The organism is Pseudomonas sp. CAM1A (assembly GCF_047501685.1).
In the GTDB taxonomy this organism is placed as follows: domain Bacteria; phylum Pseudomonadota; class Gammaproteobacteria; order Pseudomonadales; family Pseudomonadaceae; genus Aquipseudomonas.
Genome location: NZ_JBFNXP010000002.1, coordinates 790402 through 802755, shown reverse-complemented (window position 1 = coordinate 802755; position 12354 = coordinate 790402). Strand labels below are relative to the sequence as shown.

The following is a 12354-nucleotide window of genomic DNA, read 5'->3' as shown; positions in this document are numbered from 1 at the left end:
CGAGAACGGATGAGATTTCACCCACTCTTCCTGGCTCAGGTCTCCCACGTTTGTGGGCCCCTACCCCTTGCCGATTGGCTCCAGACGCACCCAATAGCGCGTCATGCGCCGTGCGCGAACCGGCAACGCGTCTTCCAGGCTGGCCAGGGCGACGTCGGTGTCGTCCAGGTTGAATGCGCCAGACAGGCGCAAGCCCGCGACCTCCCCGGCGCAGCCGAGATAACCGGGGCGGTAGCGCGTCAGCTCGTGGACCACCTCGTCCAGGCGCCAGTCGACGCTGACCAGCATGCCCTCGGCCCAGGCCTGGCCACCGGGGGCCAAGGGTTGCAGGGGGCCGATGTGGTCGGCGGCAAAGCTCAGGCTGTACCCGCTGTCGATACGCACCACCTGTGACGCCCGGCTGGGCCGCACCTCCACGGCATGGGCGGCCACCGCTACATGGCTCACGTCGTTGTCCTGACGCACGCTGAAGCGAGTACCCAGGGCCAGGATGTCGCCTGCCACGGTGCGCACGCTGAGTGGCCGCGCATCCTTGGCGGTTTGCACCAGGATCTCGCCGCGCTGCAGCTGGATCAGGCGCTGACCCGCGTCGTAACGAACATCGACACGGCTGTCGGTGTTGAGGTCCAGGCGCGTGCCATCGGCCAGGGTCAGTCGGCGGCGCTCGCCGATCCGTGTCGCATAGTCGGCACTCCAGGGCGAAGCCCGGTACCCCTGCCAACCAACGGCCCCGACGCCGAGCAACAGCGCCAGTGCCTTGACGGCATGGCGCCGGTCGCGCCGGGCGTTCTCCAGGGTCTGCGCGGCACTGCGGGGGGCGCTGCCCAGGCGGCCTTGCAGTTGCTCCAGGCGCGCCCAGGCTGCGGCGTGGCGAGGGTCGGCGGCGCACCAGGCTCGCCACGCGGCGCGGGTGGGTTCATCGACGTGGCTGTCATGCAGGCGCACGTACCAGTCCACCGCCTCGCTGAGAATGGCCTTCATGCGTTCTCGACCAGCAGGCAATGCATCAGCGCGCGGGCCAGGTGCTTGCGCACGGTGCTCACCGAAACGCCCAGGCGTTCGCTGGTCTTCTCGTAGCTAAGGCCGTCCAGTTGCACGGCGAGAAACACAGCCCGCGTACGCGCGCCCAGCCCATCGAGCATACGGTCGATGGCCATCAGGGTATCGAGGACCGCGGCGTGGGTTTCGGCCGAGGGCGCATACCGCTCCGGCTGCTGCGCCAGGGCTTCGAGGTAGGCGCTTTCCAGGCTGCGGCGGCGATACAGGTCGATGGTCAGCCCACGCGCGATGGTCGCCAAGTAGTGCCGCGGCTCCTTGAGGGTGCCAGCGGTGCGCGCCAACAGCACGCGGATGAAGGTGTCCTGGGCCAGGTCCGCGGCATCGGCAGAGTTGTTCAGACGCTGGCGCAACCAGCCGTGCAGCCAGCCGCTGTGCTCACGGTACAGTGTTTCCAGGCCAGTATGCGCAGTGCCATCGGGAACAACGGTGGACATCACGCCTCCCTAAAAAGATTACCAGGTGCAAATAAGAACTTGTCTCAAGTGTACCCAGTGAGGGAGGGATTGGGAATGCTGGGATGTGAAAGGGGTCGCAGGGATTGAAGTTCGCCATAGGCCCTGGTGGGGTCTGGGCATAGCTGGATGTTTGGACGAGCGCAAAGCGAGGCGAAGAGGACTTTGCTAGTGGCTCCTTTCGACCCGTAGCTGCCAGTGAGTCCTGCGCCTACAGAAATTGCAGTTGAACTCATCGACAGCTTCGGGTTGAGTGCGCTCATCGGCGATGTCTTGCCGGTTGGCTTGCCTGCATCAAAAAACAGGCGTGTAACGCACGGTCAGCATCAGGTTGCGCGGATCGCCGAAGCTGTTGGCGCCCCAGCTGTTGCTGATGTTTTGGTAATAGTGTTTGTCGAAGGCATTGTTCAGGTTGGCCTGCAATTGCCACTCTTGCGATGGCCGATATGCGATCATGAAGTCGCTGACACCATAGCCACCCTGTTTTACCCCAAAGCTGGTGTAGGAGCCGCTCTGTGTACGCCAGCCACCACCCACCGTCCAGCGCTCAAGCTCACCGGGCAGTCGGTAGGTGGTGAATACCTTGAACAGGTTGTATGGAGTGTCGCTGTCGAAACGCTCACCCTTCTCTGCCGAACCGGTGGATTTAGTGTATTCAGCCCCAGCGTATGTGTAGCCAGCAGACACCTGCCAACCTGGCATCAGCTCTCCACCCACCTCCAGATCCACACCGCGAGTTCGCACTTCGCCACTGGCTTCAGAGCAGGCGCTGACGCCAGGGGCACATTGGGCGGACGGCAATGATTTGGCGAGGTTTTCCTGCACAAGCTGGAATACCGCCGCGCTGGCGTTGAGCGCGCCGCCGAAGTATTCACCTTTGATGCCGGCTTCATAGTTGGTGCCGGTGATCGGATCCAGCAAGCTGCCGCTGGTGTTTTGCGCAGCCTGTGGTTTGAAGATCCGCGTCCAGCTGGCGTACACCGAGTAAGTGTCGTTCAAGTCGTAGATTATCCCGGCGTAGGGGGTGAGTTCCCGGGTAGCCTTGTAATCGTCACCGAAGCTGTATTCACCTGAATGGGTAAGCTGTTCGTACTCGTACCAATCCAGGCGCGAGCCGAGGATCAGCCGCAGGTCGTCACGCAGATTGAAACGCAGCATGGCATAGGTACTCGATTGTTCCTCATGCCCCGTACGCGACCAGTTGTTGTCTATGTCAGGCTTTGGATAGGCACCAGGCTCAAAGTGCTGCGGGTCGATTATCACATCCGAATCAATGCCCGGGCCGCCCGGGCCATCATTGGTTTCGTCGCGCCGCCAACTGGCACCGACGACCAGTTCATGGGTAGTGCCAAAAAAGCTGAAAGGACCAGAAGCGTATGTGTCCAGGCTTTTCTGGGTGTGCTGGTAGGTGTAGCCACCGATGTTCAGGTGGTAGGCATTGTTCTCGTCGGTGTAAAGGCTGCCGCCGAGCATGTCCATGTCGCCGCGCAGCCAGGTGGCGTTCAAGCGTAGCTTCCAGTCATTGTCCAAGCGGTGCTCAACCTCGGCGAATGCGCTGCGGTTCTTCTTGTTCCAGTAGGTCCAGTTTGGCGCCGTGCGCGTCGACCGTGAAAAGTCGAAAAAGCTACCGTCAGGGTGGGTAGGCAGCCCGTTCCAATCAGCGCCGGGGTTGTCTTCGCGGTTATACCAGGCGCCAAGGGTGAGAGTGGTGGCCGGGTCCAGATCATATTCGGTAATGCCATAGAATAGCTGCCGCGTATTGCCATAGGCGTCGACGAAGCCGTTGCGATCCTGATAGGCGCCGACGAAACGGCCACGCAGGGTACCGCTGTCGTTCAACTTATTGCTGATATCGACCTCCCCCCGATAGTCGTCCCAACGCCCCGCGCTGCCGGTAAGGGACAACTGTGGCGTCAGTGTCGGGCGCTTGCGTATCAGGTTGAGGGTGCCAGAGGGGTTGCCAGCACCCACCATCAAGCCCGAGGCACCCCGCACCACCTCCACATGGTCGTACATGGCCAGCGTCGAGGTACCGAGGGTATCGCTGTCATAGGCCACGGGCAGACCATCGATCATGATGTTGTCGATGGCGGCCCCTCGCGAATAGAACTCGGGGCGCTCGCCACCTGTCTTGCGCAGGGTCAGGCCTGGCGTGTAGGTGGCAATGTCCTCGAGCTTCTGCAGGTTCTGATCGTCCATACGCTGGCGTGTCAGCACTGTCACCGATTGCGGGGTTTCGCGCAGCGAGATCGGCAACTTGGTCGCGGTCTGCATAGCCCCGGTGGTGTACGACCCGGTGTGCTCGCTGGTCATGCCAAGGCCCTGCCCCTCAATGGTGGTCGCGCCCAACTGCACCGCCGTTTCGTTGTCGCTGCGTTGCTGCAGATAGGCGCGGTTGCCATTGGCCATGACGAAACCCAGGCCAGTGCCGGCCAGCAGTTGTTGCAACGCAACGCTGGCCGTGTACTGGCCGTTTACGGTGTTGCTGGTCTTGCCACGGGTCAATGCGCCGTCGGCGAACAGCTGGATGCCGCTGCTGGCCGACCATTGCGCAATCGCGCTTTCCAGCGGCTGGGCGGCAATGCTGAAGGTGCGGGTCTGCGCCTGCACTGCGTTGGCCGCGTGTGCTTGCGGCATAGCGGCGAGCGTGCAAACGCAGCTCAAGGCGCTGACCAGCAGCAATGGCTTGAAGGGGGTGTTAGGGGTGGGCATTCGAATTTCCAGTCCGTCCTGATGGCAGTATTCGCAACTCATTCGCGTTTGCGATCAAGACTAATGACGTGCCACCGGCCAAACACAACGACGCGGATTTTCAGTTTTTTCAATCAGCGCTGTACTGGGCGTACCAAAGTCAACCACGGGCCCACAGTGGTAACACGAATCGGCAGGATGACCTGCAAGCTCTGCAACGCCGCATCGGCTTCTTGAGCTTGCATCGCTGCCGTGACCCGCAACTGAGCGAGGCTGTTGTCCGTCAGCAGCAAGTGCGCGCGGGAATACGATTGCAGACGCTGCAACACCTGCGTCAATGGCTCATCGCGGAACACCAGGCGTTGCTCACGCCAGGCCAACTGTTGGCCGGTATCCACATGCCTTAATGCGCCAATGCCCTGCGCGTCGAAATGCAGAGCCTGACCCTCTCCAGCCTCGGCCTGCTGCCCCGCACGGCTGACCCGCACGCTATGCTCGGTCACGGTCACGTTCGCGCCGCCCTCCAGCACCTGTATGTCAAACGCGGTACCCAAAGCGCGCACATTGCCACCTGCGGCTTCGACGATGAAAGGCCGCGCCGGGTTGGCCGCCACCTTGAACCAGGCTTCACCCTGGTACAGATGCAGGCGACGCTCACCTGCGCTGAAATTCACGCTCAGTGCGGTTTGCGGAGCCAGTTGTACGGTAGAGCCGTCTTCCAGCGTCCAACTGCGTACCTGGGCCACGTCAGTGCGGTAATCTGCCCAGCGCGCCGGCGAAAGGGCGAACACTGTGGCGGCCATCAGCACCGCCGCGGCGCTTGCCAATCCTATGGACGTGCGCCTGGAGATGCGCTTGCGCAAGGCACGGCTGGCGGCAACTTGGGCGTGGCCCGCCATCCCTGCCGCATTCCACACCTGGCTGGCGCGCTGCCAGGCAGCCGAGTGGCTGGGGTCGGCGGCAAGCCACTGCGCGAATGCCTCATGCTCGGCCGGTGTCGCCCCCGCATCCTGCAGGCGCACGTACCATTCAAGCGCCTGGTCCAAGGGGGTGTGAGAGTCGTGTTCGTTCATCATGCAAGTGCAGGCAGGTGACAGTGAAAACGCACGCAGTGTAACCAGCCTTTCATGACATTGCCTTCTCGATGCGCTGCATAGCCTTGACCATCTGGGAAACCACGGTGCTTTTGGAAATGCCCAGGCGCTCGGCAACTTGCTGGTGATCCAGCCCATCGATACGGCACAGGATGAAGACTTCGCGGCAGCGCGGTGGCAATTCGGCGATCACCTGCATCACCTGTTGCAACTCGCGGCTCGATTCGGTCTTGCGCGCCGGGTCGCATTTACCGTCCGGGATCATCTCGACCACCACCGGGTCGGCCTGCACCTCGATGCCCAGGGCTTCACGACGGCGGATATCCATGCCGAGATTGCGGGCAATACGGAAGATATAGGCCCGCGGGTTGCAGATACGCTCGCCCACCTTGCGGCTGGCCACACGCAGCCAGGTTTCCTGGGTCAGGTCATCAGCGATGGTCGTACTTCCGAAGTGACGCACCAGGTAGGCTTTGAGCGCTTCACGGTTGTCCAGGAATGTCGATGTCAGATGATCGCGATCTTGCGGCATTCACCAAGCGTCCTGCGCAGCGGCGGGGAATTGGCAGCAAGGTATCATTTGTTGCTAACAATTCTCAACTGCGTGTATTGACAGGGACGTGTGGGTGTAGGGATATCCACTGCTACAGGATTCGCTTCAAGTGAGAGAAATTGGGCAAGCCGACAGCGCTTTGGGCGTCCAGCCAAGCATCTGCTAGATACTGGCTGGCCTGTCAGTGCAAGCTTTGCCAGGCGCGCAGCACTGCATAGCCGCGCCAGGGTCGCCAGCCCTGCGCGGCTTGCGTTGCCGCCTGTGCGCTGCTAACCCCCAGGGCTTTTTGCAGCGCCACATCACCGGCCGGGAAGGCATCGGGCCAGCGCAACGCCCGCAAGGCGATGTATTGTGCGGTCCAGTCGCCGATCCCCGGCAGTGCGCGCAAGCGGGCACAGGTGGCCGCGACGTCCACCCCGGGGCTCAGGACCAGGCCGCCCTCCAGCACCGCCTCGGCCAGTGCCTTGAGCGCCGCCTGGCGTTGGCGGGTGATACCCAGCCGGCCCAGTTCATCACCGCTGGCCGCAATCAGCGCGGCGGGCGTGGGGAACAGACGGTCCATGCCAGCCAGCGGCGTTGTGATGGGTTGTCCGAAGGCCGCGACCAGGCGTGCGCCCAATGTGCGCGCAGCGGCCACGGTGATCTGCTGGCCCAGCACGGCGCGCACGGCCAGCTCGAAACCATCCACCGTCCCCGGAACGCGCAGGCCCGCACCCGAAGGAAACGCACTGTGCAGCACAGCGTCGATGGCGAGCGGGTCGGCATCGAGGTCGAACGCGTCGCGCACGCGGTTGATCAGCGTGGGCAGGACGCCCGCCAGGGAATTGCTGATCGTCACCCGCGCCTGGGCGCGCATCTCGTCAAAGGCCACGCTCAACCAGCCGCAATGTTCCTGACCGTCCTGCATGAGGCGCAGCGTACGGGTGTATGTCCCCTCCTCCACGCGCTCCATGCCGGGTATCGCCCGCAGGCGCAGAAAGCCGAGCATCGCCGCAGTGTCATAGGGCGCACGCCAGCCCAGGAGGACGCAGGCGTCGCTTTCGGTGGTGTCGATGATAGTGGTCATGGGTCACATGTTAGCCCTTGTGCAGGGCAGTGACTCGCCATTTTCGGACCTGCACCCTATCGACCAGGCACAAAAAATCCGATGCCTTGCGGCATCGGATCTTCATGTGGTGATCAAGCCGACAGGCCTCGACTGTCGGGCATCAGGCACGTCTGCCGGATGCTGGCTCGATCAGGCGTCGACGGACGCTGTGGCCTTGTTGCCACTGTTGATCAGCGGCCCGTAGCGCCGACTGAATTCCTGGTTGTAGGGCACGTGGTTCTTGTTGACCCCGCTGTCCCAGTTGACCGACCAGGTCATCAGGCCCTTGATCGACACGCCCTTGGCGTAGAGACGCTTGAACGCGTTGCTCACCGCCGTCGGGTTGATCACATAGCCGGTGGCGGCGGCATCGACGTTGGCCGGCAGGCCGATGACGAACTTGTCGGCCGGGATCCGGGTGAAGCCGCGGGTGCCACTGATCAGGCTCTCGGTCAGGTAGAACAGGAAGTCCTCCTTCATGGCATCGTTGTTCTGCGCGATCCAGGCGCCGTTGCCATTGTTGGCCTCCTGCACCCAGAGCCCGTCGCCCCCCTGGTTGTAGAACTGCGGGGCGATGAAATCGTAGTACCCCTCCAGTGCCTTGAGGTAGTCGACGTAGCGCCCGGCGCTGGTCAGGTAGGGAAACTCCGGGGCCATGCTGATGATGAAATGCTTGCCCTCGGCGGCGTAGTGATCCTTCACCAGCTTCAGCGCGGCAGGCAACACGGTCTTGTTGGCGGCGAAATCGATCGCGCTCTGTTCAAGGTCGATGTCCAGCCCGTCGAAACCGTAGGTTTCCACCAGGCGAATGATTTCATTGGCCAGCGGTTGTTCATGGCCCGGGTTCAGGGCGATATGCGCATCGGCGCCGCCCAGGGACATCAGCACCGCCCTGCCCTGGCTGTTGAGCACGCCCACCTGGCGGCGGAACTCGGCATCGGACAGGTTGTACGGCTTGAAGGTCGGTATGCCGCTGCCCTTCATGAAGGCCACCGCCACCACGTTGTAGTCGCGCGGCACCTCCTCCAGGCTCATGTTGGCGAACTGCCCGCGCTGGTAACCATCCGCCGGGCCGGCCGGCCAGTTGTGCCAGTAGCCCATGAGGATCTTCTTGCCCGCCAGGCTGGGCATCCGCGATGCAGCGTCATCCTGCGCCGCCTTGAGTTGGGTAAAGTCAATCGTTGCCATGTTCTAATCCTTCAGAACGTGTGTAGATCCCGCGGACTTACTGGAAGTCGACGTCGAATGCCTGGTAGAAGGCGTTGCCGGTGTTGGCGACGATCCACATCAGCACGATCACGTGACGGCCTTTCTTGTTGGCCGGCAGCTTCACTTCGTGATCGACCTTGGCCTTCAGCTCGCCGGCGTGGCTGTAGTACGGCACCTGCGGGTAGAAGTCCTCGGCGAACGGCTTGTCTTCCAGTTGCGCACGGGTGATGCGTTGTTTCGGGTCCCAGCCGTCCTTGGTGATCAGCCAGCGATAGCCGCGGGTGGTGTGTGGTGCGGTGTAGCGCCAGGTCACCTTGAACACTTGCCCGGCGTCGACATTGATCAGCGGCCAGGTGAAGGCGCGGTTGAGCTTCTTGCCCATCTCCTCGTCGGTGAAGTTGACGCAGTCACGGGCGTCGGTCTTGCCACCGCTGAGGATGTAGCCATCGGCGGGCGGCGCGACGCTCGGGTTGTCCGACTGGAACGGTGCGGGGAACGGACCGGCGGCCAGGGCCGGGAAGTTCTTGCCGCCTTCCATTTCATCGACCTGCCAGCCGCTCAGTACGCCGAGGTCGATGGCGACGGCGCCACGCGAGGCTGGGGTGGTGACGCGACCGTGACGAAGCGGGTTGTGGTTTTCTGGTTGGTTCATCGTTGTAACTCCATGTGGTTTGAGAACTCTCCCTTTCCGAAGGAGAGGCCTTCAAACTAACGGAGCTGGATTTATTGTCCACGCAGCCATTTTTGGTCCTGGCGTGCTCAAGTATTGGAACCGCCAATGAATACTGGACAAATATACAGTGCCACTTAAATTATCCTACCCACCCTGAAGCAAAACACTTACACGTCAGCGCGACGTCTGGCCAGTGTCAGAGCCTGTCAGCCAATGAAGTACTGCCGGCGCTTCGAGCGGTAGTTCGACGGGTCCAGGTGCACGGGCAGCCATTGCCCGGTCGCCTCCTTCAGATAATTGCCCTGGCTGCCGGGGCGGGCCTGGTACCTTGCCGCCAGGTAGCGGGCGTAGTGATGGTCGAACAGGCGCATGAACTCGCCGAAGTAGATGTCCGCCACCCGGGTGTCGCCGTGGATCACCAGCATGTTCTCGTCGTTCTTCACCTGGGAAGCACTGCTGAAGTTCGCCGAGCCCGTCACCACCGTGGGCTGCTCGCCCAAGGGATCGACCAGCATGTACTTGGTGTGGATGTAATCGTTGCTGTTGAGCGGGTTGTCGCGTTCCTTCAGCGCATTGGCCAGCGTGTTGTCCTCGCTCAGGTGGCTACCGGCAGCGAAGATCACGTCACCGTCGGTACCGATGTTCTCCGTCGCCCTGAGCGGATCATCCTTGATCACGTAGCGCAGCACATCGTTCTGTGCCTGGAATACCGTCTGGAACTCGGCGGCGATCTCGAAGGCAGCGGTGAAGCACACCAATTGACTGGCCGCACTGGCCAGGTTGGCGTACCACTGCAAGGTCTTGCGCGCCTGGAGCTCGTCCTTGTCTTCGCGCGGGCTGAACACCGGATAGGTGCCCGGCTGCAACGGCAAGGGCGGCAGCGGGCTGGCCTGGGCATTGGGGGTGCGCAACTTGCCCGGCGTCAGGTTGCGTTGCAGGCGTGTCCAGTAGTCGAGGTATTGCCGGGCGATTTCGGGGTCGTGGACGACGTGCCCCACGTTCGAATGGCCGAAGATCCCTCCGGCCGAAATATTGGTCGAGCCGGTCCAGACACTGACCGGCTGGCCATTCTCGAGCAGCACGATGAACTTGTTGTGGCGAATGCCCTCGCTGACCGTGCGCGGATGAGCGTGGGCGGCCAGGCCGGCCTGGGCGATGGTGGCGTGGTTCTCGGCCTTGTACTTGCTGGCCGCGTCATAGACCACCTGCACGTCGCCTTCACGCGCGGCATCGCCTAGCGCCTGGGCGACCGGCAGGTAGTGGAACTCATATAACGCCGCGCGCAACCCCATGCCCGGCCCGGCACCGCGCTCGATGAAGGCCAGCAGGGCTTCGTACAAGCCTCGCGAAAGCCATCGCATCGGCTTGGATTGCGGCGCGTCGGGGTCGGGGGCGACGTTGTCGAATTCCCGGGCGTAGGCCTGGGAGCCGATCACACCACGGTTGAAGTGCACGTCGTGGCGCACGCCCGCGCCCGGCGCTGCCGTGCTTTCGCAGCGCACACGCACGGCAACACCCAGGGCCTCATCGACACGCAGGTTCTTCGGCTCGCCGAACACCGGTTGCACCGCGTACTCGTAGTCGCCTTCGGCCGTGGCGGTGTAGTCCGCCCACAAGAAACTCTGGATGGGATGCTCGCTGGTCGGCACCCGCGTGCCCGGGGGCAGCCCCTTGTCCTTGTCTGCGAAGCGTTTCAAGCCACGCAGGTAATAGCGGGTACGCACCTTGCCAGTCGCATCGAACTGCTTGCGCTGCACGGCAAAGCCCAGCAGGTTCTGCTCGCCGATCAGCGTCGCAAGGTTCGGTGGCGTGACGAAGTCCCAGGCCAGCACCACCACATGGGTGCCGGCGATGGCGCGTACGCGCAGGTAGTCGCCAGTGGCGGATGCTCGCATGGGAGGCACTCCTTGCAGGAAGGTTACTGGTTGGGTGTGCGGACTTTGATCTGCTGGTTGTCGGGGGTCCCGCCGGCTGGGCACGGCATTGGGCCGAGCTGCTTGTCCAGGCAGACCCAGAGCTCTTTCAGGCGGTTGCCCGAACCCACCGATACCCGCAGGCTTTGCGCAGGCAACGCCGGGTTATGGGCCAGGAACGCCTGCTTGATGTCGCTCACCTTGGCGTCCACCAATTGGTTGGGACCTGCTTCGCGGCCGAGCATTTCCTGCAGGGAGGGTCGATGCAGCGAGTCGTAGACCTGCTGGATATCGGCAAAGTAGCGGTCCGGCGACGACCAGCCGCAGGTGCCGTGGGCTTGCCATTCGTTCTGCATCAGGTCCGGCCCGGGCATCATGCACAGGTGCTGCCTGACCAAGGGTGCCGGCAGCGAACCGACAGTCTGGCAGTTGCGCGGATGATCCTGGTTGGACCTGGCGTAGCCATTCTGCGGCCACAGGCCGTGCACCACCCATTCGAAACGATTGCCCGAGAAGCACTGGAAGGCTTGCTTTTCGCGTTGCGCCTTGGGCTTGTTGCGCTGGGCTTCACAATGCTCCGGCGACCAGGACAGCACCAGGGCCAGGTAATCGGTGGGCAGGTCCTTGTTGACGTAATCCACCGGGCGCGCCGGCGCAGGCTCGACATTGTCGGGCAACGCGCAGATCTGTTCGGCGAAGGTGGACGAGGCGGCGGCTGCCAGGCAGCCAAAGAGCAGCGCTTTCAGGCAGGTTGCAGCGTGTGGCGTCCATTGCATGATGACCTCCTTGACGGGTGCGACAGGCTCCATGCCTGTCGCTCGGTTGGACCCGTCAGGTGATGGTGTAGCGCGAATATGACGATTCGCCAGTGGCGGTTTGCTGTATCGTTCGATCCTGCCGCAGCAAGCGTCAATGAAGTGGAAAAACATGAACCGTCGCAAAAAGATCAACCAGCTGTTGAAAGCCCACGCCAAGAAGGCCAGCGCCAAGTTGGCGCCGAAAAACAAGAACCCCTACATTTCCAAGGCCGACCGATTGAAACTGGCGGCCGAGGCCGGCCAGTCCACCGAGGCGGACTCGGTGAGCGACGTCGCGCCGGCACAGCCCTGAACCTTCTGCATAAGCGAGCAATGCGATGGACCTCACGTTCAGCCACGTGGATGTACTGGTCGCCGATCTGGACGCCGCCTGTAGCTATTACACGCAGGTGCTGGGCGCCGACATTTCCAGGACGCTGGTCTGGGAACGCGGCGGCCTGCACGTCCATTACGCGATCGCCCGGGTCGGCCAGGAGCGTTTCATGCTGGTGCAGCCGCTGGCGGGCAACCTCAAGGACCTGCTCGATACCCATGGCGAAGGGATGATCTACCGCCATTGCTATTCCACGCCGGACATCGAGCAGGCCTATGACCAGCTGACGGCCAACGGCATCCAGCCCGAGGACGAAAACGGCAAGCCACTGGCTCGCGAGCACCTGCAATCGCCTGCCGGGGCCCGCATCATCTGGTTGCCCAAGCGTTTCGGGCATTTCTCGATCGAGATCATCGAGGCGCAGGCGCTCGAAGCCTTCATCGAGGACGCCTTCACCGCCCCGGTCGCTGCTGGCTGACGGCTCAAAAGCCT

11 protein-coding genes and 1 pseudogene are annotated in these 12354 nt (G+C 62.7%); 2 read left to right on the top strand and 10 right to left on the bottom strand.

Translation table 11 applies throughout. The features are described from left to right. Nucleotides 1-60 precede the first annotated feature (60 nt). From ABZO33_RS07440 to ABZO33_RS07395, 10 genes and pseudogenes are all read right to left on the bottom strand, one after another. Nucleotides 61-981, bottom strand: coding sequence for a FecR domain-containing protein (locus ABZO33_RS07440; RefSeq protein ID WP_414535486.1), 921 nt, complete (start codon nt 979-981; stop codon nt 61-63). Beyond that, complete coding sequence (locus ABZO33_RS07435; protein WP_414535485.1) at nt 978-1493, bottom strand: sigma-70 family RNA polymerase sigma factor; 516 nt, start codon at nt 1491-1493, stop codon at nt 978-980. Before ABZO33_RS07435 ends, ABZO33_RS07440 begins: the two co-directional genes overlap by 4 nt. 312 nt (nt 1494-1805) lie before the next feature. Beyond that, on the bottom strand, nt 1806-4193 hold the full coding sequence (locus tag ABZO33_RS07430) for a TonB-dependent siderophore receptor (protein ID WP_414535484.1): 2388 nt from the start codon (nt 4191-4193) through the stop codon (nt 1806-1808). Nucleotides 4194-4336: 143 nt separating this feature from the next. Next, nucleotides 4337-5275 (bottom strand): FecR family protein, encoded by a 939-nt coding sequence (locus ABZO33_RS07425; protein WP_414535483.1) that lies wholly within the window; start codon nt 5273-5275, stop codon nt 4337-4339. A 52-nt stretch (nt 5276-5327) separates the two neighbouring features. Next, nucleotides 5328-5828, bottom strand: a complete 501-nt coding sequence (locus ABZO33_RS07420) for an RNA polymerase sigma factor (protein WP_414535482.1) — start codon at nt 5826-5828, stop codon at nt 5328-5330. Between the two features lie 202 nt (nt 5829-6030). After that, nucleotides 6031-6915 (bottom strand): DNA-3-methyladenine glycosylase family protein, encoded by an 885-nt coding sequence (locus tag ABZO33_RS07415; protein ID WP_414535481.1) that lies wholly within the window; start codon nt 6913-6915, stop codon nt 6031-6033. A 201-nt stretch (nt 6916-7116) separates the two neighbouring features. Then, a pseudogene (locus ABZO33_RS07410) lies at nt 7117-8124 on the bottom strand (chitinase); the annotation flags it as partial. A gap of 37 nt (nt 8125-8161) precedes the next feature. Continuing rightward, complete coding sequence (locus ABZO33_RS07405; protein WP_414535480.1) at nt 8162-8797, bottom strand: lytic polysaccharide monooxygenase auxiliary activity family 9 protein; 636 nt, start codon at nt 8795-8797, stop codon at nt 8162-8164. 227 nt (nt 8798-9024) lie between these two features. Further along, nucleotides 9025-10713: a phospholipase D-like domain-containing protein gene (locus ABZO33_RS07400; RefSeq protein WP_414535479.1), complete on the bottom strand. Its 1689-nt coding sequence runs from the start codon at nt 10711-10713 to the stop codon at nt 9025-9027. Nucleotides 10714-10736: 23 nt separating this feature from the next. After that, the gene (locus ABZO33_RS07395; protein ID WP_414535478.1) at nt 10737-11507 is read right to left on the bottom strand and encodes a ribonuclease T2 family protein; all 771 of its coding nucleotides are present in this window, start codon (nt 11505-11507) and stop codon (nt 10737-10739) included. A 151-nt stretch (nt 11508-11658) separates the two neighbouring features. Between ABZO33_RS07395 and ABZO33_RS07390 the strand changes: the two genes are divergently transcribed. Further along, entirely contained in the window at nt 11659-11841 is a 183-nt protein-coding gene (locus ABZO33_RS07390) for a DUF2986 domain-containing protein (protein WP_414535477.1), read from the top strand. A gap of 25 nt (nt 11842-11866) precedes the next feature. Beyond that, nucleotides 11867-12340: a VOC family protein gene (locus tag ABZO33_RS07385; RefSeq protein WP_414535476.1), complete on the top strand. Its 474-nt coding sequence runs from the start codon at nt 11867-11869 to the stop codon at nt 12338-12340. Nucleotides 12341-12354: the final 14 nt, after the last annotated feature.

What these genes read in the sequence shown, in the direction of transcription:
- ABZO33_RS07440 (WP_414535486.1), bottom strand. Translation starts at nt 981, where the DNA reads ATGAAGGCCATTCTCAGCGAGGCGGTGGACTGGTACGTGCGCCTGCAT.
- ABZO33_RS07435 (WP_414535485.1), bottom strand. Translation starts at nt 1,493, where the DNA reads ATGTCCACCGTTGTTCCCGATGGCACTGCGCATACTGGCCTGGAAACA.
- ABZO33_RS07425 (WP_414535483.1), bottom strand. Translation starts at nt 5,275, where the DNA reads ATGAACGAACACGACTCTCACACCCCCTTGGACCAGGCGCTTGAATGG.
- ABZO33_RS07420 (WP_414535482.1), bottom strand. Translation starts at nt 5,828, where the DNA reads ATGCCGCAAGATCGCGATCATCTGACATCGACATTCCTGGACAACCGT.
- ABZO33_RS07415 (WP_414535481.1), bottom strand. Translation starts at nt 6,915, where the DNA reads ATGACCACTATCATCGACACCACCGAAAGCGACGCCTGCGTCCTCCTG.
- ABZO33_RS07405 (WP_414535480.1), bottom strand. Translation starts at nt 8,797, where the DNA reads ATGAACCAACCAGAAAACCACAACCCGCTTCGTCACGGTCGCGTCACC.
- ABZO33_RS07400 (WP_414535479.1), bottom strand. Translation starts at nt 10,713, where the DNA reads ATGCGAGCATCCGCCACTGGCGACTACCTGCGCGTACGCGCCATCGCC.
- ABZO33_RS07395 (WP_414535478.1), bottom strand. Translation starts at nt 11,507, where the DNA reads ATGCAATGGACGCCACACGCTGCAACCTGCCTGAAAGCGCTGCTCTTT.
- ABZO33_RS07390 (WP_414535477.1), top strand. Translation starts at nt 11,659, where the DNA reads ATGAACCGTCGCAAAAAGATCAACCAGCTGTTGAAAGCCCACGCCAAG.
- ABZO33_RS07385 (WP_414535476.1), top strand. Translation starts at nt 11,867, where the DNA reads ATGGACCTCACGTTCAGCCACGTGGATGTACTGGTCGCCGATCTGGAC.